This is a genomic window from Nonomuraea sp. C10 (assembly GCF_008017515.1).
Lineage (GTDB): Bacteria > Actinomycetota > Actinomycetes > Streptosporangiales > Streptosporangiaceae > Nonomuraea > Nonomuraea ferruginea.
The window spans coordinates 688,278-709,039 of the sequence record NZ_VPFF01000003.1; the positions used below are offsets into that span (position 1 = coordinate 688,278).

The window sequence follows — 20,762 nt, forward strand, 5'->3', positions numbered from 1 at the left end:
ACCCCGCGAAGGAGCACACCACCATGTCCATCACCCTCACCGACCAGGACAAGCGCACCCTGCGCACCGCCGCCTACGGCGCCGTCTCGCTGCTGGCCGCCGCCTCCGGCAAGCCCCACAAGGTCGCCACCGGCGGCTCCGTCGCTCTGTACTCCGCGACCGGCCCGGTCGGGCACGCGCTCGCCGAGAAGACCAGAGACATCGACCTGAACGGCAAGTCCGTGGCCGCGCTCGCCGACCATGTGCTGCCGGCCCTGACGGAGGCCATGAGCCTGCTCAAGCGGCAGGATCCGGCGGCGGCCGGCGACTTCCGCGACACCGTCCTCATCGCCGTCGAAGCAGCCGCCCGGGCACAGGAAGGCGAGCCCGGCCCAGTCATGGCGGAGATGGCCCGCAAGATCACCGCAGCCCTCGACGCCGGCTGACGGGATGTCCCGGGGTCCTCTCCGGATCCCGGGGCGCGGCGTGCCGGGACCCGGAGAGGACCCCAGGCGCCGCCCGGTCCGTGCGCGAGAGGAAGACCCCGGCGATCACGAGGACCCCGCCCGCGACGACGTTCCAGCCCAGCGGTTCGCCGAGCAGCGTCACGCCGAGCGACGTCGACCACACGGGGGTCACGTACGTCACGGTGGCGGCCACCGTGGACCCCGCCGAGCGGATCACCCGCAGGTTCAGGATGTACGCCAGACCTGTCCCGACGGCGCCGAGCACCACGAGCGCCGCCGCGGCCGGCACGCCCGGCCAGGACGGGCCGCCACCGCCGAGGGGAGCGAAGACGGCCAGCTGGGCGGTCGCGCAGACGATCTGCACGGCCGACAGGGCGGCGGCGGAGCCCTCCCGCGCGGAGTAGAACCTGCGGGTGTAGGCGAAACCGGCCCCGTAGCAGGTCGTCGCCGCCAGGCAGGCGAGGCTCCCGGCCACCGGGGCGCCGTCCACGCCCTGCCAGATCCCGAGGACCACGAGGACCCCCGCGAAGCCGACGAGCAGCCCGAGCAGGCGCCGGGCGGTCGGCCTCTCCTGCGGCACCATCAGGATGACGAACACCAGCGTGGTCAGCGGCGTCGTCGCGTTCCACACCCCGGCGAGCACCGAGCTCACCAGCGTCTCGCCGTACGCGAGGAAGGTGAACGGCACCGCGTTGAGCAGCGCGGCCACCACCAGCGCGTGCCCCCACACGGTGCGGTCGCGCGGAAGGCGCTCGCGCCGGAGCGCGCACACCGCGAGGAGAGCCAGCGCGCCGAAGAGACATCGCCAGAACGCGACCCACAGCGGCGGGACCCCCGCCTCGACCGCGATCTTGATCAGCGCGAAGCTCGCTCCCCAGATGACCGACAGCATTACGAACCCCGGCATCCAGCGCATCCGGCCTCCCTCGGTGTGGCTATGGACGGCATCCTGCTCACGCGGGAATCATGAGTCCAACAAGTCGGACCACCGATGCCATGAAGGACGCTCATGACGGTGCACATCGCGCAGCTGAAGGCGTTCGTGGCGGTGCTGGACGAAGGCGGCTTCGGCGCCGCGGCCGACAGCCTCGGGGTGAGCCAGTCGGCCGTCTCCCACTCCGTCGCCGCGCTGGAGCGGACGCTCGGGACTCCGGTGCTGCTCCGCCAGGGCGGGCCGCGGCCCACCGCGTTCGGCGAACGGATCCTCGCGCACGCCCGCGCGGCCGTCGCGGCCGCCGTCGCCATCGAGGACCTCGTCGCCCGGCGGGACGGCGTGCCGAGCGGGGCCATCAGGCTGGCCGCCCCGCCGAGCGTGTGCCAGGGGCTCCTCCCCGGCCTGCTGAACCGCTGGAGGTCCGACTTCCCCAAGGTCGAGATCATCGTGTTCGAGGGCGAGGACGACGAGGTCGCCGACTGGCTCGCGGACTCCACCGTCGAACTCGCCGTGCTGGTCGATCCGCCTCCGGGCGCCGGGGCGGTCGTCGGCGAGGACGCCTTCCACGCCCTGCTCCGCCGGGACCACCCTCTCGCCGGGGAACCGTCCGTCAGCATGGCGGACCTGGCGGACGACGCCTTCCTGCTGTCGTGCGGCGGCTGCGAGCCGCACATCAGGGAGGTCTTCCGGCGGGGAGGCGTGCCGTTCACGCCCACGCACCGGATCCGCGAGATGGGCACGCTGCTCGCCATGGTGCGCTCCGGCGTCGGGGTGACCGTCGTGCCCGGCCTCACCGCCGCGATGATCGACACCCGGCTCGTCCTGGTGCCGCTCGACCAGCGGGTCACCAGGAGACTGGTGCTCACCGGCCCGCCCGGCCGGCCCTGGCACCCCGCCGCGGAGGCGATCGTGGACACCGTGCGCTGACGCAGAGTTCCCGCCGACCTCTTCACAGGAAGCGCGGCGAGTGTTAAACGATTAACTATGAGCGGGAACGTACGGGACCGCGCCTCGCACAGCAGAGGCATCGGGCATCATCGCACGGTCATCAAAACCCTCTTTACATATAGGGAATACTACGTTATACGTATAACATGCGACCCACCGCCAAGCAGGTAGCCGAGCTGGCCGGGGTGTCGACCGCCACCGTCTCGTACGTCCTCAGCGGGCGGGACCGGCGCGTCGGCGCCGAGACCAGGCAGCGCGTCCTCGACGCCGCCGCCCGGCTCGGCTACACCCCCAACCAGGCCGCCAGGAGCCTGCGCAGGCGCAGGACGCAGCGGGTGTGCCTGGTCCAGGGCTCGTTCGGCGGGGTGCCGACCGACGAGCGACTGGCCCGCGACCTGCACGAGATGGCCGACGGCCACGGATACTCCGTCGTCACGCTGGCCGTCTACTCCGAGGCCCGCGCCGTGGCAGCGGTCGACGTGCTGCGCGGCGGCATCGCGGACGCGGTGCTCGTCAACAACGTCGGCGACCACCTCACCGAGGAGCTGCTCGCCCAGGTCGTGTCCGCCCGGCTGCCGACCGTCGTGATCGGCAACGGCCCCGTGCCGCCCGGCTGCGACGTCGTACGGGCGCCCGAGACCGAGGTGTCGGCCGAGGCGGTGGAGCACCTGATCGCCCAAGGGCGGCGGCGCGTCGCCTTCCTCGCGCAGCGCTACGAGCTCTACCGCGACCGGCCGATCGGCCGGCTCCTCGGCTACCACACGGCGCTCGACCGCCACGGGATCGAACAGCGGACCGTGGTGTCGGGCGCCGACGACCGGGTGAGCGCCTACCAGGCGGCGACCGGTCTGCTGCGCTCCCCCGACCCTCCCGACGCCGTCTTCGCCGCCAGCGACCGGGCCGCGATCAGCACGATCTGGGCGGTCAGGGACGCCGGGCTGCGCGTGCCCGCCGACGTCGCGGTGGTCGGCGTCGGCAACATCGACGAAGGCCTCATCACCAACCCCCAGCTCAGCACCGTTGGCCCCATCCGGCACGACTACACCGACGTCGTCCGCCTGCTCTTCGACCGGCTCCAGGCCGAGGAGCCACCGCCCGCCCGCGAGATCGTCCGCCCGTGGACGTTCGTGCGGAGGGGCTCCTCCTAGAAGGGAAACCGACGCAGATGTCTCCCCACCTTTCCCGCCGGGACCTGCTCCGCCTCGCCTCCGCCGCCGCGACCGTACCCATCCTGTCCGCGTGCGCGGGCGCCCCGCCCGCGCCGGGCGCCGAGCCCGGCACGTTCACCGTCTACTGGAACGCCGGCCACGACTACCAGGCCTACCGCAAGGTGATCGCCGAGTTCGAGCAGGCCAACAAGGTCACCGTCAACTTCCAGAAGTACCAGTGGCCCGACCTGCGCACCCGGCTGCTGGCCGACTTCGCCTCCGGGGTCGTGCCGGACGTGGTCGAGGAGCCCGGCGGGTGGGTGCAGGAGTTCGCGCTCTCCGGCAACGCCCGCTCGCTCCAGGAGTACGTCGACCGCGACGGCGCCGCCATGGGCTTCCCCGCCGACTGGCAGCCGGTCACGGTCGAGCGCAACTCCTACCAGGGCCAGGTGTACGGGGTGCAGCTCCACCTGACGTGCACCCTGCTCTTCTACAACAAGGGGATGCTCGACGCGGCCGGCGTCCAGCCGCCGACCACCTGGGAGGAGCTGCTGGAGGCGGCCAGGAAGCTCACCAAGGATGACGTGTACGGCATCGCGCTCAACCAGGACCACACCTACGCCAACCCCTGGCTGCTGCAGGCCGGCGTCCGTCACTACGACCCCGGCACCAAGGAAGTGCTGACGCCGCGTGACAAGGCGGTCGAGGCCATGCGGTTCCAGGCCGACCTGGTGCACAGGCACAAGGTGGCGCCGGTGCCGGTGTCGGGCACCGACTACTCGGGACCGCAGAAGCTGTTCTCCGCCGGGCGGGCCGCGATGATCATCACGGGACCCTGGGACCTCGGGCCGATCAAGGAGACCAGCCCCGACATCGAGCTCGGCCTGGCCGCCCCGCTCAAGAAGGACGGGCAGGCCACCAACGCGGCCGGCACCAGCCTGCTCGTGCCGTCCAAGGCCGCCAGGCCCGACCTGTCGTGGGACTTCATCAAGCGCATCACCGCCCTGGAGGTCGAGCGGGCGGCCACCGAGGAGGTCGGCATGCTCATGCCGCGCGTCTCCTGGGCCGAGCTGCCCGAGGTGGGGAACGACCCGCTGATCAAGCCCTTCGCCGATGCGCTCGGCTACGCCCAGGACTCCAGCCAGGAGATCCGGCTGACCGGCCAGTCGGGCAGGTTCGACGAGGAGCTGAAGAAGATGTACCAGTCGGTGGTGATCCAGAACCGGCCGGCGGAGGAGGCGATCGAGGCCCTCGCCGAGACGGCCAAGGGCTTCCTGAAGTGAGCGTGCTCCGCCCGCGCACCCTGTCGGCCAGGTACGCCCGCACCGCCTACCTGTTCCTGCTGCCGGCGATCCTGTTCTTCGCCGCGTTCTTCTACCTGCCGATCGGGAACGTCGTCTCCACGAGCCTGATGACCGGGCCGCAGGCGGACCGCTTCACGGGCCTGGGCAACTACGCCCAGGCCCTGGCCGACCCGTCGGTGCGCCACTCGTTCCTGGTGACGGTCGCGTTCGCGATGGCGGTGGTGGCGGGGTCGATCGTGCTCGGGCTGGCCCTGGCGCTGGCCCTGGACCGGCCGCTGCGGGGCCGGGTGGCGTTCCGGATGATGCTGCTCGTGCCCTACCTGACGTCGGTGGCGATCGTCGGGCTGCTGTGGCGCAACATCCTCGACCCGGAGCTGGGCGTGCTGAACCGGTCGCTGTCCGCCGTCGGGCTGCCCGAGCAGCAGTGGCTCAACACGCATCCGCTGCTCACCATCGCCGCGATCACGCTCTGGCAGAGCGCGGGCTACACGATGGTGCTGTTCCTGGCCGGGCTGCAGGGCATCCCGGAGACGTTCCACGAGGCGGCGAAGATCGACGGGGCCGACGGCTGGCACCGGTTCTGGCGGATCACGCTGCCGCTGCTGGCGCCGACGACGCTGTTCGTGTCGGTGATGGCGGTGATCTCGGGGCTCCAGGCCTTCGGTCAGGCGTACATCATCACCAACGGCGGGCCGGGCGACGCCACCGACCTGTCGGTGTTCCACATCTTCAACGTGGCCTTCCGCGCCCGCGACTTCGGTTACGCCTCGGCGCAGTCGGTGCTGCTCCTGGTGGTGATCGTCGCCTTCACCCTGATCCAGCTGCGGGCCGGGCGGCGCGGGGAGGTGCAGTACTGATGCGGCGCGCGCTGATCTACCTGATGCTCACCGTCGCCTCGCTGGTGATGGTGCTGCCGCTGCTCTACATGCTCTCGCTGTCGCTGCAGACGGAGGCGGAGACGCTCGCGGCCGAGGCGGTGATCGTGCCGGAGAGCCCGCAGTGGGGCAACTACGCCGAGCTGTTCGAGCGGGCGCCGTTCGGCGACTTCATCGTCAACAGCCTCGTCGTGGCGGGCGCGATCACGCTGGCCCACCTGCTGTTCGACCCGCTGGTCGGCTACGTGTTCGCGAAGTTCCGCTTCCCGCTGCGCAACACGCTGTTCGTGGCGCTGCTGGCGACGCTCATGGTGCCGTTCTTCGTGCGGATGATCCCCTTGTACGTGCTCATGGCGCATCTCGGGTGGATCAACACGTACCAGGGATTGATCACCCCGTTCCTGATGGACGCGTTCGGGATCTTCCTGATGCGGCAGTTCATCCAGCCGATCCCGGACGACCTGATCAGCGCGGCCCGGATCGACGGCGCTTCGGAGTTCGCGATCTACCGGCGGATCATCCTGCCGCAGACCCGGCCGGCGCTGGCCGTGCTGGGGCTGTTCACGTTCGTGTTCCAGTGGAACGAGTTCCTGTGGCCGCTGGTGGCGACCACGACGCCGGAGATGCGGACGATCCCAGTCGGGCTCACGCTGTTCAACCAGGAGTACTTCACGCTCTGGCATCTCACGGCGGCGGGCTCGGTGATCCTGTTCGTCCCCACCGCCGTGCTGTTCATCGTCAGCCAGCGATACTTCGTGCGCGGTATCGCGCTGACCGGCCTTCGTTAGGAGTCATCGAGTGCGCCCGAACGTGATCGTCGTCCTCACCGACCAGCAGCGGTGGGACACCGTCGGCCCGGCCTTCACCCCGAACCTCGACCGCATGGCCAGGTACGGGACGCAGGCCGCGGTGGCGCTGACCCCGCAGCCGGTGTGCGCGCCGGCCCGGTCGGCGCTGCAGACCGGGCGCTACCCGACCACGACGGGGGTCTACCGCAACGGCATCGTGCTGCCGCCGGAGGAGCGGACGCTGGCCCACCACTTCGGCGCGGCCGGTTACGCCACCGGTTACCTCGGCAAGTGGCACCTGGGCAGCCGGGATCCGGTGCCGGCGGACGAGCGCGGCGGCTACCGGAGCTGGCTGGCGTCCAACATCCTGGAGTTCACCTCCGACGCCTACCGGACGATCACCTACGACGACGCGGGCGAGCCGGTGTTCCTGCCGGGCTACCGCTCGGACGCGCTGGTCGACGCGGCGATCCGCTACGTCGCCGACCACAGCCGCGAGCCGTTCTTCCTGTTCCTGTCGTTCATCGAGCCGCACCACCAGAACGAGGTGGACAACTACCCGGCGCCCGACGGGTACGAGGAGCGCTACCAGGGGAGCTGGCTGCCGCCCGACCTGGCCGCGCTGGGCGGCACCGCGCACCGGCACCTGGGCGGCTACCTCGGCCAGATCAAGCGGCTGGACGAGGGGCTCGGCAGGCTGCTGGACGCGCTGCGCAGCATGGAGCTGCTGGACGACACGATCGTGGCCTACACCTCCGACCACGGCAGCCACTTCAAGACCCGCAACGACGAGTACAAGCGGTCCTGCCACGACGCCTCGCTGCGGGTGCCGCTGGCGCTGCGCGGGCCGGGCTTCGACGGCGGCGGCGCGATCGCACGGCCGGTGTCGACGATCGACCTGCCGCCCACGCTCCTGGAGGCGGCCGGGCTGCCGGTGCCGGAGGAGATGCAGGGCCGCTCGTTCCTGCCGCTGCTGCGCGACGCCCGCGCCGACTGGCCGGAGGAGGTGTTCTTCCAGGTGAGCGAGTCGGAGGTGGGCCGCGGCATCCGCACGGAGCGGTGGAAGTACTACGTGGTGGCCGAGGACGCCGACGGCTGGCACGACCGGGCCGCGCCCCGCTACCGGGAGCAGGCCCTGTACGACCTGGCCAGCGACCCGCACGAGCTGGTGAACCTGGCCGGGCTGCGCTCCCACGTCAAGGAGGCGGCCGGGCTGCGGGAGCGGCTGGCGCGCAGGATGGTGGCCGCGGGCGAGACCGAGCCGGTGATCGAGCCGGCCGTGGAGAGCGACGCGGAGGAGAGGGTGCTGGCCGACCCGGTCGTGCGGCTCGGCGGGCTCGAACCCGTCAGGTTCGGTCACCAGCGCCCGGGTGGTTCGTAGCCCTATACTCCTCCCGTCCTATTGGGAGGATGTGCGCCTTTGACCGCCCCGGTTCCCTCCGCCAGGAAGGCGGCCGAGCCGCTGTGCTACCCCGCGGGCTCCCTGGTGATCATCACCGGGCTGCCGGGGGCGGGCAAGTCGACGCTGCTGGGCCGCCTCTACCCCCTGACCGGAGCCGAGAGTTCCCCGGTCAGGGCGGGTGGCGCGACGGTCGTCGACTCGATGCAGTCCCGGCTGCGCTGGGCGGCCGCGCTCGCCTGGGCGCCGAAGCCGGTGCGCACGGCCGTGGTGTTCGTCACGCACATCCGGCGCATCCGGGCCGCGCTCGGGCGGGGCGAGTCGGTGGTCGCGCACAACCGGGGCTGCGGCCCGCTGGTGCTGCGCGGCTTCGCCCGGCTGGCCCGCCGCGCCGGCGCGGGCTTCCATCTGGTGATCCTGGACGTGCCCGCCGGCGCGGCGATGGCGGGCCAGCGCGCCAGGGGCCGGGTCGTCCCCTGGCGCACGTTCGCCCGTCACCGGCGCCACTGCGCGGCGCTGCTCGCCCGCGTCCGGGCCGGCGACCCGGCCCCGGCGGCCACGGCCCGGGTGCTGGACCGGGAGACCGCCGCGCGGCTGGCGGGCATCAGATTCGAGTGATGCGCACCGCGTCGGCGATCACGTAACCGGCCGTCGTCGTCCAGCGGCTCACGCCGACCACGTTGTACGTGCCCGCGTTCAGGGAGAAGGTGCCGATGCTCCGCCAGGCGCCGCCGCCGGTGCGCTGGTCGACGGTGACGGTCTGATTGCCGCCCGAGGCCGCGACGATGTGCGGGGTCGCGCTGTTGTACCCGGCGTTGCCCGGATACCAGACCTCGACGCGGTACGTGCCCGCGCTCGGGATGGTCGCCCGGAACCAGGCCGGGTCGCTGGCGGCCACCGGGTCGGCGAAGCGGTAGTCGGCGCCGTGGCGCTCGGCGGAGAACGCGGAGGAGCCCCAGTTGGCGCCGGCGGTGAAGGCGGCGTCGGCGTTGTCCACGGTGACGGAGAACCCGGTGCCGCCCGAGGCGGTCACCGCGCGGCCCGCGCTGGGCGCGCTCTCCTGGTGGGTGCGGCCGAGCGCGGTCACGTAGTAGGTGTAGGCGGTCCCCGCGGCGGCCGTGGTGTCGGTGAACGTCCTGGACCGGGTGGTGCCGAGCAGGTTGCGGGCGTCGGCGAACGCGCACGGGTCGGCGGCCGAGGGGGTGCCGTTCACCCGGTAGACGGCGTAGGTGGTGCCGCCGCCGTTCCAGGCGAGGGACACGCCGGTCGAGCCGCGGGTGGCGGAGGTGATGGCGGGCGCGGCGGGGGCGGCGGCCGTGCCGCGGGGGTGCGGCAGCGACGGTTTCGCGTAGTGGGCGGCGGCGAGGATGGAGAAGGAGTTGATCCGGTTGGCCCTGACGTCCTTGGCGCTGAAGAAGATGTCGCCGGCCACCTCGGGGTGCTGCCGGTTGAGGTGCAGGTGGTCGCTGAGCTCGTCCGGGTCCTGCCAGTCGGCGCCGTGGCTGCTCACCCCGGCCCGGTAGGAGGCCTGGCCGGCCAGGAGTCGCACGCCGGTGTTCCTGACCACGTCCGCCCACCAGGCGATCAGCACCCGGTAGTCGGCGACGGAGTAGCCGATGTGCCAGTAGAGCTGCGGCGCGATGTAGTCGACCCAGCCCTGCTTCACCCATCGGCGGGTGTCGGCGTAGATGGCGTCGTACGACTGCAGGCCGGAGGTGGCCGAGCCGAGCGGGTCGGTGCCGGAGTTGCGCCAGATGCCGAACGGGCTGATGCCGAAGGCCACGTGCGGCTTGGCCGCGTGGATGCGCTGGTCGAGCTCGCGTACCAGCAGGTTGACGTTCTCCCGCCGCCAGTCGTGCACGCTGGCGAAGCCGCCGCCGTACTGGGCGTACGCGGCCGAGTCCGGGATGGTCTGGCCGCTGGCCGGATACGGGTAGAAGTAGTCGTCGAGGTGGACGCCGTCGATGTCGTACCTGGTGACCGCTTCCATGATCACGTCTTCGATGAAGCCGCGCACCTGCGGCAGGCCCGGGTTGTAGTAGAGCTTGCCGTCGTAGGCGAAGCGCCAGGAGGGGTTGCGGCGGGCCGGGTGCGAGGAGACCAGCTGGTTCGGGTCGGCGTGGTTGGCCACCCGGTACGGGTTGAACCAGGCGTGCAGCTCCAGGTTGCGGTTGTGCGCCTCGGTGACCATGAACGCGAGCGGGTCGTAGCCGGGGTTGCCGCCCTGGGCGCCGGTCAGCCACTGCGACCACGGTTCGAGCGAGGACGGCCAGAACGTGTCGGCGGTGGGCCTGACCTGCACGACCACGGCGTTCATGCGCCGCTGGACGGCCAGGTCCAGCCAGGCGCGGAACTCCGCCTGCTGGGCGGAGACGCTCAGGCCGGTCCGGCTGGGCCAGTCGATGTTGGCGACGCTGGAGATCCACATCGCCCGGAGCTGGCGCTTGGGGGTGGCCGGATCGGTCGCGCAGGCGGCGTGGGCGGTCACGGCGGCGGCGGGGGCGGCCGGGACGACGAGGGTGCCGAGCGCGGCGGTGAGTGCTACCAGGACGAGGCGCAGGAGCGTGGTCACGAAGATTAGTTTCAGCGCATCGTCATCAGGGTGCAATAGTTTTCACAGCTTTCGCGGGGGCCCAACTTTGCCGGGCCGCCGACGCGCGGGCGGAAAGTTTCCTTTAATACCTGAGTAATGTCAATTATCGACATCTGTCATGAAAGTCCCTTACTGTGCGTGCGGTACCCCCCAGAGTGGAGTTCTCATGACACTGGTACGCACTCGATTAGTAGCCCTCGTCGCCGCCGCCCTCTCCACCCTCCTGGTCCTCGCCGTCCAGCCGGCCCTCGCGGAGCGCGGCACCCCGCTGTCGGACGCCTTCGCCAAGGCCGCCGCCGCCCACGACGTCCCCCGCGACCTGCTCGTCGCCCTCGGCTACGCGGAGACCCACCTCGACGGCCACGCAGGCGAGCCCAGCGCCAGCGGCGGCTACGGGCTCATGCACCTCGTCGACAACCCCACCAACAAGACCCTCGCCGAAGCCGCCGCCCTCACCGGGCAGCCGGCCGCCACGCTGAAGAAGGACGACGCCGCCAACATCCTCGGCGCCGCCGCCGTGCTGCGCTCGTACGCCGACAAGCTCGGCCTCGACGAGGCCGCCAGGAAGGACGCCGGCCGCTGGTACAAGGCGGTCGCCGAGTACGGCCACGCCTCCTCGCCCGAGACGGCCCGGCTGTACGCCGACGCCGTCTACGAGATGCTCGGCCTCGGCCTCCAGGCCCGCGGCGTGACCGTCGAGCCGCAGGAGGTCACCGCCGACCGCGGTGACCTGGCCAAGGCCCGCGACCTCAACGCGCAGGCCGCGGTCGCCAGCCCCGACTACCCGCCGGCCGCCTGGGTCGCCGCCTCCTCCAGCAACTACCGGGTGTCCAACCGCGAGACCAGCTACAACATCGACCGCATCGTCATCCACGTCACCCAGGGCTCCTACGCGGGCACGATCTCCTGGTTCCAGAACCCGGCCGCCCAGGTCTCGGCGCACTACGTGGTCAAGTCGTCCAACGGCGCCATCACCCAGATGGTGCGTGACAAGGACGTCGGCTGGCACGCCGGGAACTCCACCTACAACAACCGTTCCATCGGCATCGAGCACGAGGGCTGGGTCAACGACGCGTCCTGGTTCACCGACGCGATGTACCGCTCCTCGGCCGCGCTGACCCGCCACCTGGCCGACAAGTACGGCGTGCCGAAGAACCGCACCGGCATCATCGGCCACAACGAGGTGCCCGGCGCGACCCACACCGACCCGGGTCCGCACTGGAACTGGACCACGTACATGAACTACGTGAACGGAGGCACCACCAACCCGCCGACCTGGACCACCACGGTCGACAACGCCAGCTCCCAGTTCACCGCCAGCACCAACTGGGGCACCTCGGCGTACTCCAGCCAGCGGCACGGCGCCGACTACCGGTTCGCCGACCCGGTGGCCGCCAGCGACCCGGCCTGGTACTCGGCGGCCATCCCCAGCGCCGGCACGTACCGGATCGAGGTCTGGTATCCCAGTGATCCCGGATACAACAGCTCGGCCCCGTACATCGTGGCGGCGGCAGGCGGCAACCAGACCGTCTACGTCGACCAGCGCTCCGGCGGCGGAGCCTGGCGGAGCATCGGCACCTTCCAGCTCAACGCCGGCACGCAGAACGTCGTGGGCGTCAGCCGGTGGACCGGCGGCACCGGCTACGTGATCGCCGACGCCGTGCGCATCTCCCGCATCTAGATCGCACCCGCGCCTGACGGGAAGCGCCGCGCCGGTGCTCCCCGTCAGGCCCTCCTTCAGGACAGGAGCAGGCTGTCGTCGCCTCCGCTGATGCGGGCCTGCACCATGCGGATGGTCTCCACGGCCTCACGCGTCCGCGCCGCCTCCTTCCGGATGAAGCCGTGGGAGTGCTTCCCGCCGCGCTCCTCCGCCGACCGCGCCATCCGGCCGAGGATCCGCACCCGCTCGTCCAACCGCTGGATGGCGATCCACAGGGCTCTCTCCACCGCGTCCGACTGGGCGCCGACCAGGCTCTCGTCGGACCAGGCGTGTCCCACCCGGCAGACGAGGCGCGCGAGGCCCTCGTCCCTCTGTTCGTACATCGGACCGCCGCATTCCGGGCAGCCGAGTCCGGAGAGGGTGCCACCGGGCTCTGCCAGGGCGGGCTCCTCGCTCAGGAACCGCCCGACCTCCCGCATCATCTCCGTGTCGTCCATCCTGGCCTCCGTGATGACAGGCGTTCTGCTCTGCCGCACCAGCCAGTCGGCGAGCTCCCGTACGGGAAGCGACGGCGCGTTCGGGACCGCGGCGACGGCCGCCTCCGGCATGCCGGGGAAGGCCGCTTCGCCCGGATCCTGCACCGCCACCGCGCCTCCTCTGCGGTCCACCGCGACGCACCCCCGCACGCCGTCGTCGAGCATGCCGCTCAGCACGACGGCGGCCACCCGCTCCCCCGCGTCGAGCGCCGCGCTCATGAAGAGCGGATCGGCCGCAGGGCGGTGACCGTTGTGCCGGGGGCCGCGTGACAGCCGGACCTTGCCCTCGTGGACGAGCAGGTGGTGATCGGGCCTGGCCACGTAGACCCGCCCCCGGCGCAACTCCTGCATGTCCTCGGCCGGGACCGCCTTGAGCGGGCCCGCCCTGTCGAGGATCCCGGCCAGCACGCCGCCGCCCTGGGGCGGCAGGTGGAGCACCACGAGCACCGTGGCGGGGAGATCAGCGGGCAGTGATCCGACCAGCGTCCGCAGCGCCTCCACTCCTCCGGCGGAGGCCGCCACCACGATCGTGTCTCGTCCTACTGTCCACACCTTCTCCCCCTGTCCCGCAGGCGCGGGCTTATGCGTGCGAAGCGGTCGCCTGCCCGGCCATCCGTACGCGCGACTCCATGGCCTCTCAGGGGCCCGGCCCGCTCGCGCAGCGGCTCCGGGCGGAGGGTGATCGGCCGGGTGCCGAAGGCGGCATCGTGCCGCGCCGCCGGCCCGTGACAGGCCGCGCGGGGAGCCCCCGCAGCAGCGGCAGGTGACGAGGTCCCGGGGGCGCCGGCTCCGCGCACACGCCACAGGCGGCCAGCGCCTGGGGCAGGGTGTCGAACACCGGCAGCGGCGACCTCCGGCCCTTCTCCATGAGCGAGATGAGCCGGCGGAGCGCCGGGCTCGCCTCCGCGAGGAACAGGTCGCCGCCCTTGACCCGCAGGCCCCGGCGGGCGGCCACGAGCCGGCTCACCCCTCTCAGGTCGCAGAACCAGAGATCACCGGCCGCCACGACGACGCACATGGCCGGGGACGCGACCAGCGGTTCGAGCGTCTCGGAGAGGATCGGGACGGTCATCGCGTCCAGCTCACCCGCGAGGGCGACGACCATCGTGGTGTCCGCTATCGGCTTCAAGTGAACCGACAAGTACATGTCCGGCCTCTCCTTCGACTTCTCGACACCGCCGTGCGCTTGCGCTCCTTCAGGTGCGGCGCCAGCGGGACTCGCCGAAGCAGTAACCGGCGAACAGCACCAGCCCGAGCGCGACCGCGATCAGCAGCCAGGGCCCGACGGGAGTGTCGGCGAAGGAGCGCAGCGCCTGGTCGATGCCTCCGGCCTTGTCCGGGTCATGGGTGATCGCCGCCTGGATGACGAGGAACCCGGCGAGCCCGGCGATGACGCCGCGGGCCACGTAGCCGGCCATGCCCAGCTTCTCCATCACCGAGCGGGCCCGGTGCGACATCCGCCCGAGGTCAAGCTCCTCGCGGAACTTCTTGGTGACGCCCTGCCGCACCCAGTAGACGCCGAGCGCGATGACGCCGAGACCGACGGCGCCCACGATCCACTCGCCAGCCGGGAGGTCGAGCAGCATGCCGGTCACGTCCTGCGACTTCTCGTCCTCCGACGCGGCGCGCCCGGCCAGCAGCACGCTGAGCAGGGTGAACACGATCAGTCCGTAGACCACGGTCCTGCCGGCCGACTCGGCCCTGTCGAGCTTCTCCTGGTGGCTGAACAGCGCCTCGGACGCCTGCCACAGGGCCAGCGCCACGAAGCCGACGACCATCACCCACAGGATCACCGCCCCGAACGGCAGCTCCGCGACCGTGGTGATGGCGCCGCCCTTGTCGGCCTGCTCCTCGCCGCTGCCCAGGGCGATCTGGACCGCCAGCACACCGATCAACGCGTACAGCACGCCGCGACAGGCCAGCCCGACCCGGGCCAGCCGGTCCAGGGCCGGGTGGTCAGCCGCTCGCCGGGCAGCGGCCTCCGCTGACCGCCCCGCGCTCTGCGCAGTGTTCACGGGATCCTCCTCGGAAGTTGAAAGGACCGTAAAGTGCCCAGAATCGGGGCGATCAGTCACCGGGGTGTGAGCACCCACCTCCAGCTGCCGTCCTCCTGGCTCTCCTGAACGCCGGTGAGCGGGACCGTGGTGCGGCCGTCGACGCTGACGAGCACCAGGCCGTTGCGGAACTCGTTCTCGCACCCTCCGGCGCAGCCGAGCGCGATGACGTGCTCGTCGTCGGCCCAGCCGATGAGCTGGAGCACGTTCTGGCTGCCGGCGACCTTCCCGGTGCGCCGTTCGATGATCGCCGTGGGCAGCCCGTCCGGGCCGAGTTCGAGCCGGCCGTCGGGCGAGATCTTCGACTCACCGTGGCGGTTGAACGCCTCACCGGGCGGCGGCTCCGCGGGCCGGCCGTCGAGGCCGTAGTAGACCCGCTCCGGGGAGATGTCGGCGGTGGGCCCCCAGATCAGCGAGCCGTCGAGGCTCCAGCCGAGGTCCTGCCTGCCGTTGGAGTTGCTCGGCGGACCGTCCGTGCCGGGCAGCGGCGGCAGCGCGTGGTGTTCGGCCCGGCCCGTCGGCACGTCGATCAGGTAGTAGCCGGTGCGCGGGCTGTCCTTCCGCCGCCATGCGACCCCGTCGGTGGGCAGCTCGTCGGGGTAGGAGGAATAGGTGGTGGCCAGCAGTTTCGTGCCGTCGGGCGACCAGGCGACGTGCCCGGCCCGCCGACCGAGCTCGATCCAGGAGAGGAACTGCCGGGTCTCCAGGTCGATGACGCCGATCCGGTCGCCCAGCAGGTCGCCCTGGACCACGGCGGCGACCCGCATGCCGGGGGCGACGTCCACCCAGGCCCAGGGGGTCTCCTCGTAGCTGTCGGTACGCGGGTCGTACAGGTGCCAGGTGCGCCGGACGTGGTCCAGCCCGTTCTCCCCCTTCTCCCTGCGCAAGGTGTAGTACGCGCCGACCGCCAGATTTCCGGCGGCCACGAGCTTCGTGGGCCGCCCGTGGTCCGGGTCCGCCCGCACGTCCGTGGGCGCCGGCGAGGGCCGGGCTGGAAGCGTGACCGTCACGGCCGGCAGCACGGGGCCCGGCGGCTGGACGGTCACGAACACGGCGACGGCGGCGATGACCGCGGCGGCCAGCAGCGCGGCGCCGGCGGGCAGCAGGCCGCGCCGCCTCCTCCGCAGCGCCCGATCGGCCAGGTCCTGCGGCACTTCGGCCTGCCCGGCCCACTCCTCCATCGTCTCGCGGAGCAGCCTGGTCATTTCGCGGCCTCCAGTTCCTCGGCGAGTTCGGGTGCGACCTCACGCAGCCGGGCCAGCGACCGGTGCGCGGTGCTGCGTACCGTGCCGACCGAGCAGCCGAGCCGGCGGGCCACCTCGTGATCCGGCAGGTCCTCGAAATAGCGCAGCACCAGGACCGTGCGCTGCCTGGCGGTGAGCTTGGCCAGCGCGGCGCGCAGCACCACGCGGAGCTCGCTCTGATGGGTACGGTCGCGCCCGGGCAGGTCGGGCACCGCGCCGCGGACTACTTCGACCCGCCGGCCCGTCGCCCGCCACCAGCTGACCTGCTGGCGGTACATGATCTGCTTCGTGTACGCCTCCGGTGCGTCCACCCGCCGCCATCTGCTCGCCAGCTTCGCCAGCGCCGCCTGCACCAGGTCCTCGGCCGCGTGCTGGTCGCCACCGGTGAGCAGGAAGCCGAGCCGCATCAGCGCGGGGGACCGCGCGGAAACGAACTCGCGGAAGCCGCGCTCGTCTTCGGCGTCCACGTCACCTCCAGGGATTGACTGTCACCACTGAGACGCCGCGAACCCGGGCCCGCTATGCCGCAAGCCATCACTTTCTTGGGCCTACCGTGGCGACACGGAGGGTAGTTGATTCTTTACGGAGCGCCTGCCGAGGGGGAACCAGGGTGACGATCCAGAAGCCGAGAGACGAGGAGCCGACGACTTCGCCGCCGGCCCCGGTCCACGGCCGTCGCACGGGCGCGGTCATCACCAAGTGGCTCACGTCCACGGACCACAAGGTGATCGGCTACCTGTACCTGATCACGTCTTTCATGTTCTTCCTGTTCGCGGGCGTCCTGGCCATGATCATCAGGGCCGAGCTGGCGGGGCCCGAGCTGCAACTGGTGAACGCGGAGCAGTACAACCAGCTGTTCACCATGCACGGCGTGATCATGCTGCTGCTGTTCGCCACCCCGCTGTTCGCCGGGTTCGCCAACGTCATCATGCCGTTGCAGATCGGGTCGCCGGACGTGGCCTTCCCCCGGCTCAACATGGCCAGCTACTGGCTGTTCCTGTTCGGCGGGCTCATCACCGCGTCCACCTTCCTCACCCCCGGCGGGGCCGCCAGCTTCGGCTGGTTCGCCTACACCCCGCTGTCGTCGGCCACCTACTCGCCCGGCATCGGCGGCGACCTGTGGATCATGGGGCTGGTGCTGGCCGGGCTCGGCACCATCCTCGGCTCGGTCAACTTCATCACCACGATCATCTGCATGCGCGCGCCGGGCATGACCATGTTCCGGATGCCGATCTTCACCTGGAACGTGCTGCTGACCAGCATGATGGTGCTGATGGCGTTCCCGGTGCTGGCCGCCGCGCTGCTGGCCCTGGAGGCCGAACGCAAGTTCGGCGTGCACGTCTACGACCCCGCGGCCGGCGGGCCGATCCTCTACCAGCACCTGTTCTGGTTCTTCGGGCACCCCGAGGTCTACATCATCGCGCTGCCGTTCTTCGGCATCATCACCGAGGTCATCCCGGTCTTCAGCCGCAAGCCGATCTTCGGCTACATCGGGCTGGTCGGCGCGACCATCGCCATCGCCGGGCTGTCGATGACCGTCTGGGCGCACCACATGTTCCCCACCGGGCAGGTGCTGCTGCCGTTCTTCTCGTTCATGACCTTCCTGATCGCGGTGCCGACCGGGGTGAAGTTCTTCAACTGGATCGGCACCATGTGGCGGGGACATCTGAGCTTCGAGACCCCGATGATGTTCGCCGTCGGGTTCCTCGTCACCTTCCTGCTCGGCGGGCTCACCGGCGTCATCCTGGGCTCGCCTCCCTTGGACTTCCAGGTCACCGACTCCTACTTCGTGGTGGCCCACTTCCATTACGTGGTGTTCGGCACCGTGGTGTTCGCGATGTTCGCCGGGTTCTACTTCTGGTGGCCCAAGATGACCGGGCGGATGCTGGACGACCGGCTCGGCCAGGTCCACTTCTGGCTGCTGTTCATCGGCTTCCACACCACGTTCCTGGTGCAGCACTGGCTCGGCTGGGCCGGGTTCCCGCGCCGCTACGCCGACTACGCGCCCGGCGACGGGTTCACCCTGCTCAACCAGATCTCGTCCGTCGGCGCGGCGATCCTCGGGCTGTCGACGCTGCCGTTCCTCTACAACGTGTGGATCACCCAGCGCAAGCCGCGCTGGGTGACGCTGGACGACCCCTGGGGGTTCGGCGGCTCGCTGGAATGGGCCACGAGCTGCCCGCCGCCGCGGCACAACTTCTCCTTCATGCCGCCGATCCGCTCCGAACGGCCCGCGTTCGACCTGCACTACCCGCACACCTACCCCAAGCGGGACGAGATCGAGGCGTGACACATACTTCGGTCGGTCCTGAGCATCCCTAAGGCCGATCCGCCGGGCCGCGGCCGGGCACTAGCGTCGGGCCATGCGCAAAGCCATCCAGATCGTCGGCTTCGTCCTGGCGCTCCAGGGCATCAGCGGGGCCGTCGACCACGTGGCCGTCCAGCCGTTCTTCGGCTTCTTCCTGAACTTCTTCAACCGGGTGATCATTCCCCGTATCGACGTGCTGACCGGCTACGAGCTGTTCGCCAACCTCGCCCTGGCCGCCCTGGGCGTCGTGCTGGTGATCGCCGCCGAACGCGCGCCGGGTTGACCGGCTACGTCGCGTAGCTGAGCCGGGGATGGTCGCGCAGGATGATCGGGGCCGACAGCATCGTGTGCCGCTCGCCGACCTCCCCCACCAGCACCGGCCAGGTGCCGATGTTGCGGCAGCCCTCGGCCAGCGGGCGCAGCTCGGCCGGCGGGTTCAGGAGGGAGACGAACCGCCCGCCGTGGGTGCGCACCACGCTCTGCGCCGACACGAACGTGTGCCTGAGCACCTCCGCCCGATCCTCGCCCCGCCAGTCGGTGGTGTTGGCCACCTTGACCGTCAGCCTGAACAACCGGTCACGCAGCGGCTCCGCGCGCACCACGGCCTGGCCGTGCAGGGTCTCCCAGCAGCGCAGCACCGCCCCGGCCCGGCCGCGGGCGTCGATAAGCCAGACCGCCTCCTGGTCGCCCGGCACGTCCACGCGCATCGTGTACGCCGCCGCCGCCAGGTCGGCGAGCGTCAGCCCCGACACGGCCGCCTCGCGCTCGCGCGCCTCCAGCCCCGAGACGTAGCGGGCGCCGTCGACGGTCAGCTCGGCCGCCGGCTCCAGCTCGCCGCCGCGCGCCCGCGCCACCTCGCGGCTGACCAGTTGCAGGAACCGTACGTGCACGTCCACGGTGTGGGCGGGGGCGGCCTCGACCAGGCACTGGGTCTGCATCATCCAGGAGAGACCGGCCCGCCCGCCGGCGTACGGCTCGGGGTGGAGTCCGCGCAGGTACCGGTCGTCCAGCAGCCGATGGTACGGGTGGCACTCGTACAGCACGGCCTGCGCGATCTGTCGCGCTCTGTCCATATCGAGCCGCCTTGCAGTCGATCTGTCACTTTCTGTAATCGACATACCGCTCGGGCGTAGCAGACAAACCCGTGCTCAGGTGACCGGGACGATCTCGGCCTCGACCAGCGCGCCGCCCTCGACGCGCAGCACCCCCACGGTGCCGTGCGGCTGGCGGCGCCGGTCGGTCGGCGATCCGGGGTTGAAGATGCGCAGCCCGTCACCGGACTCGTCGAGCGGGATGTGCGAGTGCCCGAACACCACCAGGTCCGCCTCCGGGAACCGCCGCCGCATCCGGGCCGTCCGTCCCCGGGCCGGGCCGCTGTCGTGGATCATGCCGACCCGCAGCCCGCCCAGGTCGAGCTCCAGCGTCTCGGGCGCGTCCAGGTCGGGCCCGTCGTTGTTGCCCTTCACCACGTGCACGGGCGCGTACGCGGCCAGCTCGGCGAGCACGGAGGGCACGCACACGTCACCGGCGTGCAGGATCACGTCGGCGCCCGCCAGCAGCTCGGCCACCCTCGGCGGGCACGACTTCCAGCGGCGCGGCGCGTGCGTGTCGGACAGCACGACCACTCTCACGCCACGTCCCTACCCGTCCGCAGCACGAGCACCTCCAGGGCCCGCTCGGGCAGCGCGCCGACCCGCCGCCAGCCCAGCGCCCGGTAGAAGCGGGCCGCGGGAGCCCGCGGCGAGGTGAGCAGCCAGGCCCGCGGCCACCCGGCCACCGCCGCGTCCAGCAGCCGCCGCCCGATCCCCCGGCCCTGGGCGCCGGGGCCCACGAACAGCTCCACGACCTCGAACGCGCCCCTGGTCAACCCGGCCACGACCTCCGGGCCGCAACTGCGCTGGAGCTCCTCGTAGATCGCGTTGCCGGACAGGTCGTCAGGCGTCGGCCACCCGAAGCACACCCCCACGAGCTCGTGGCCGTCACGCTCGATCCACGCGGCGAACCCGGGCCGTTCGGCGTCGCGCGCGAGCTTGCCGGGGAAGGCGGCGAAGTCCTCCTCGGTCTCGTACCAGGGCGGCACGGAGAAGCACTGCCGGTAGAGGCCGGCGATCTCGCCGGAGATCGTCACGCAGCCGGGGCCGTCGAGTCGCTCCACCACCCCATTATCGGTGGCCGGCGAGCCCCACCTGGTCGCCCACGTCCTCGCCCTCCGCCGCCGCCAGCACCGCGTCGAGCAGCCCGGGGAAGCGCCGGTCCAGGTCGGTGCGGCGCAGCGTGACGTAGCAGCGGGTGCCCTCCTGGCGGGTACGGGTGATGCCGGCGTCGCGGAGGACCTTGAGGTGATGGCTCAGCGTGGACTTGGCCACCGGCGCGCGCAGCTCGCCCCAGCCGCGCTCGCGTCCGTCGGACAGCACCCGCACCAGGCCGATCCGGATGGGGTCGCTGAGCGCGGCCATCGCGGCGACGAGCGTCAGCTCGTCGGCGGCGGGGTGCGAGGCTCGCTTCACACCCCCATGGTAACTTGT

The 20,762-nt window shown here is 71.4% G+C and carries 22 protein-coding genes; 11 read left to right on the forward strand and 11 right to left on the reverse strand.

What is annotated here, in order from left to right; genetic code table 11:
• Positions 1 to 23: 23 nt before the first annotated feature.
• Positions 24 to 425 carry a hypothetical protein gene (locus tag FR742_RS34690; RefSeq protein ID WP_148035523.1) on the forward strand — a complete coding sequence of 134 codons (402 nt, stop codon included), beginning with the start codon at positions 24 to 26 and terminating at the stop codon, positions 423 to 425.
• On the opposite strand, the gene FR742_RS34695 is transcribed toward FR742_RS34690, so the two are convergent.
• A complete protein-coding gene (locus tag FR742_RS34695) occupies positions 400 to 1,362 on the reverse strand; it encodes a DMT family transporter (RefSeq protein WP_148035524.1) in 963 nt (320 codons plus the stop codon). The genes FR742_RS34690 and FR742_RS34695 overlap by 26 nt on opposite strands.
• Before the next feature lie 93 nt (positions 1,363 to 1,455).
• On the opposite strand from FR742_RS34695, the gene FR742_RS34700 reads away from it, so the two are divergent.
• The 7 genes from FR742_RS34700 to FR742_RS34730 all read left to right on the forward strand — a co-directional run bounded on the left by FR742_RS34700 (position 1,456) and on the right by FR742_RS34730 (position 8,460).
• A complete protein-coding gene (locus FR742_RS34700; RefSeq protein ID WP_148035525.1) occupies positions 1,456 to 2,307 on the forward strand; it encodes a LysR family transcriptional regulator in 852 nt (283 codons plus the stop codon).
• 167 nt (positions 2,308 to 2,474) lie between these two features.
• Positions 2,475 to 3,476 (forward strand): LacI family DNA-binding transcriptional regulator, encoded by a 1,002-nt coding sequence (locus tag FR742_RS34705; protein ID WP_148035526.1) that lies wholly within the window; start codon positions 2,475 to 2,477, stop codon positions 3,474 to 3,476.
• A 17-nt stretch (positions 3,477 to 3,493) separates the two neighbouring features.
• Positions 3,494 to 4,759, forward strand: coding sequence for an ABC transporter substrate-binding protein (locus FR742_RS34710; RefSeq protein WP_148035527.1), 1,266 nt, complete (start codon positions 3,494 to 3,496; stop codon positions 4,757 to 4,759).
• Positions 4,756 to 5,637 carry a carbohydrate ABC transporter permease gene (locus tag FR742_RS34715; protein WP_187281508.1) on the forward strand — a complete coding sequence of 294 codons (882 nt, stop codon included), beginning with the start codon at positions 4,756 to 4,758 and terminating at the stop codon, positions 5,635 to 5,637. Before FR742_RS34710 ends, FR742_RS34715 begins: the two co-directional genes overlap by 4 nt.
• Positions 5,637 to 6,443: a carbohydrate ABC transporter permease gene (locus FR742_RS34720; protein ID WP_148035528.1), complete on the forward strand. Its 807-nt coding sequence runs from the start codon at positions 5,637 to 5,639 to the stop codon at positions 6,441 to 6,443. The genes FR742_RS34715 and FR742_RS34720 overlap by 1 nt, the downstream gene beginning before the upstream one ends.
• A 10-nt stretch (positions 6,444 to 6,453) precedes the next feature.
• Positions 6,454 to 7,824, forward strand: coding sequence for a sulfatase-like hydrolase/transferase (locus FR742_RS34725; protein WP_187281509.1), 1,371 nt, complete (start codon positions 6,454 to 6,456; stop codon positions 7,822 to 7,824).
• A 39-nt stretch (positions 7,825 to 7,863) separates the two neighbouring features.
• Positions 7,864 to 8,460: an AAA family ATPase gene (locus FR742_RS34730; RefSeq protein ID WP_148035529.1), complete on the forward strand. Its 597-nt coding sequence runs from the start codon at positions 7,864 to 7,866 to the stop codon at positions 8,458 to 8,460.
• Here the strand turns inward: FR742_RS34730 and FR742_RS34735 are convergent.
• On the reverse strand, positions 8,447 to 10,414 hold the full coding sequence (locus tag FR742_RS34735; protein WP_148035530.1) for a family 10 glycosylhydrolase: 1,968 nt from the start codon (positions 10,412 to 10,414) through the stop codon (positions 8,447 to 8,449). The two genes, FR742_RS34730 and FR742_RS34735, sit on opposite strands and share 14 nt — an antisense overlap.
• Before the next feature lie 187 nt (positions 10,415 to 10,601).
• Here FR742_RS34735 and FR742_RS34740 point away from each other — a divergent pair, with 187 nt between their 5' ends.
• The gene (locus FR742_RS34740) at positions 10,602 to 12,116 is read left to right on the forward strand and encodes an N-acetylmuramoyl-L-alanine amidase (RefSeq protein ID WP_148035531.1); all 1,515 of its coding nucleotides are present in this window, start codon (positions 10,602 to 10,604) and stop codon (positions 12,114 to 12,116) included.
• Positions 12,117 to 12,172: 56 nt separating this feature from the next.
• On the opposite strand, the gene FR742_RS34745 is transcribed toward FR742_RS34740, so the two are convergent.
• The 5 genes from FR742_RS34745 to FR742_RS34765 form a co-directional block, all read right to left on the reverse strand.
• Positions 12,173 to 13,183 carry a chemotaxis protein CheB gene (locus tag FR742_RS34745; protein WP_187281510.1) on the reverse strand — a complete coding sequence of 337 codons (1,011 nt, stop codon included), beginning with the start codon at positions 13,181 to 13,183 and terminating at the stop codon, positions 12,173 to 12,175.
• 85 nt (positions 13,184 to 13,268) lie between these two features.
• Complete coding sequence (locus FR742_RS34750) at positions 13,269 to 13,778, reverse strand: STAS domain-containing protein (RefSeq protein WP_148035533.1); 510 nt, start codon at positions 13,776 to 13,778, stop codon at positions 13,269 to 13,271.
• 49 nt (positions 13,779 to 13,827) lie between these two features.
• Positions 13,828 to 14,646 carry a DUF1206 domain-containing protein gene (locus tag FR742_RS34755; RefSeq protein ID WP_148035534.1) on the reverse strand — a complete coding sequence of 273 codons (819 nt, stop codon included), beginning with the start codon at positions 14,644 to 14,646 and terminating at the stop codon, positions 13,828 to 13,830.
• Between the two features lie 56 nt (positions 14,647 to 14,702).
• Positions 14,703 to 15,890, reverse strand: coding sequence for a hypothetical protein (locus FR742_RS34760; RefSeq protein WP_148035535.1), 1,188 nt, complete (start codon positions 15,888 to 15,890; stop codon positions 14,703 to 14,705).
• Positions 15,887 to 16,396 carry a SigE family RNA polymerase sigma factor gene (locus FR742_RS34765; protein ID WP_148035536.1) on the reverse strand — a complete coding sequence of 170 codons (510 nt, stop codon included), beginning with the start codon at positions 16,394 to 16,396 and terminating at the stop codon, positions 15,887 to 15,889. The genes FR742_RS34760 and FR742_RS34765 overlap by 4 nt, the downstream gene beginning before the upstream one ends.
• 143 nt (positions 16,397 to 16,539) lie before the next feature.
• Between FR742_RS34765 and ctaD the strand changes: the two genes are divergently transcribed.
• Positions 16,540 to 18,219, forward strand: a complete 1,680-nt coding sequence (gene ctaD / locus FR742_RS34770) for a cytochrome c oxidase subunit I (RefSeq protein ID WP_148035537.1) — start codon at positions 16,540 to 16,542, stop codon at positions 18,217 to 18,219.
• Between the two features lie 73 nt (positions 18,220 to 18,292).
• Positions 18,293 to 18,520, forward strand: coding sequence for a hypothetical protein (locus FR742_RS34775; RefSeq protein ID WP_148035538.1), 228 nt, complete (start codon positions 18,293 to 18,295; stop codon positions 18,518 to 18,520).
• 4 nt (positions 18,521 to 18,524) lie between these two features.
• Here FR742_RS34775 and FR742_RS34780 read toward each other — a convergent pair whose 3' ends face one another.
• The 4 genes from FR742_RS34780 to FR742_RS34795 all read right to left on the reverse strand — a co-directional run bounded on the left by FR742_RS34780 (position 18,525) and on the right by FR742_RS34795 (position 20,744).
• Complete coding sequence (locus tag FR742_RS34780) at positions 18,525 to 19,310, reverse strand: hypothetical protein (protein ID WP_148035539.1); 786 nt, start codon at positions 19,308 to 19,310, stop codon at positions 18,525 to 18,527.
• 75 nt (positions 19,311 to 19,385) lie between these two features.
• Positions 19,386 to 19,868 carry a metallophosphoesterase family protein gene (locus FR742_RS34785; protein ID WP_148035540.1) on the reverse strand — a complete coding sequence of 161 codons (483 nt, stop codon included), beginning with the start codon at positions 19,866 to 19,868 and terminating at the stop codon, positions 19,386 to 19,388.
• Positions 19,865 to 20,392 carry a GNAT family N-acetyltransferase gene (locus FR742_RS34790; RefSeq protein ID WP_187281511.1) on the reverse strand — a complete coding sequence of 176 codons (528 nt, stop codon included), beginning with the start codon at positions 20,390 to 20,392 and terminating at the stop codon, positions 19,865 to 19,867. Before FR742_RS34790 ends, FR742_RS34785 begins: the two co-directional genes overlap by 4 nt.
• Positions 20,393 to 20,399: 7 nt before the next feature.
• A complete protein-coding gene (locus tag FR742_RS34795; protein WP_148035542.1) occupies positions 20,400 to 20,744 on the reverse strand; it encodes a helix-turn-helix transcriptional regulator in 345 nt (114 codons plus the stop codon).
• Positions 20,745 to 20,762: the final 18 nt, after the last annotated feature.

Coding starts and splice junctions, on each gene's coding strand:
- FR742_RS34775 (WP_148035538.1), top strand. CDS start 18,293: ATGCGCAAAGCCATCCAGATCGTCGGCTTCGTCCTGGCGCTCCAGGGC.
- FR742_RS34780 (WP_148035539.1), bottom strand. CDS start 19,310: ATGGACAGAGCGCGACAGATCGCGCAGGCCGTGCTGTACGAGTGCCAC.
- FR742_RS34750 (WP_148035533.1), bottom strand. CDS start 13,778: ATGTACTTGTCGGTTCACTTGAAGCCGATAGCGGACACCACGATGGTC.
- FR742_RS34710 (WP_148035527.1), top strand. CDS start 3,494: ATGTCTCCCCACCTTTCCCGCCGGGACCTGCTCCGCCTCGCCTCCGCC.
- FR742_RS34740 (WP_148035531.1), top strand. CDS start 10,602: ATGACACTGGTACGCACTCGATTAGTAGCCCTCGTCGCCGCCGCCCTC.
- FR742_RS34690 (WP_148035523.1), top strand. CDS start 24: ATGTCCATCACCCTCACCGACCAGGACAAGCGCACCCTGCGCACCGCC.
- FR742_RS34695 (WP_148035524.1), bottom strand. CDS start 1,362: ATGCGCTGGATGCCGGGGTTCGTAATGCTGTCGGTCATCTGGGGAGCG.
- FR742_RS34720 (WP_148035528.1), top strand. CDS start 5,637: ATGCGGCGCGCGCTGATCTACCTGATGCTCACCGTCGCCTCGCTGGTG.
- FR742_RS34705 (WP_148035526.1), top strand. CDS start 2,475: ATGCGACCCACCGCCAAGCAGGTAGCCGAGCTGGCCGGGGTGTCGACC.
- FR742_RS34700 (WP_148035525.1), top strand. CDS start 1,456: ATGACGGTGCACATCGCGCAGCTGAAGGCGTTCGTGGCGGTGCTGGAC.
- FR742_RS34760 (WP_148035535.1), bottom strand. CDS start 15,890: ATGACCAGGCTGCTCCGCGAGACGATGGAGGAGTGGGCCGGGCAGGCC.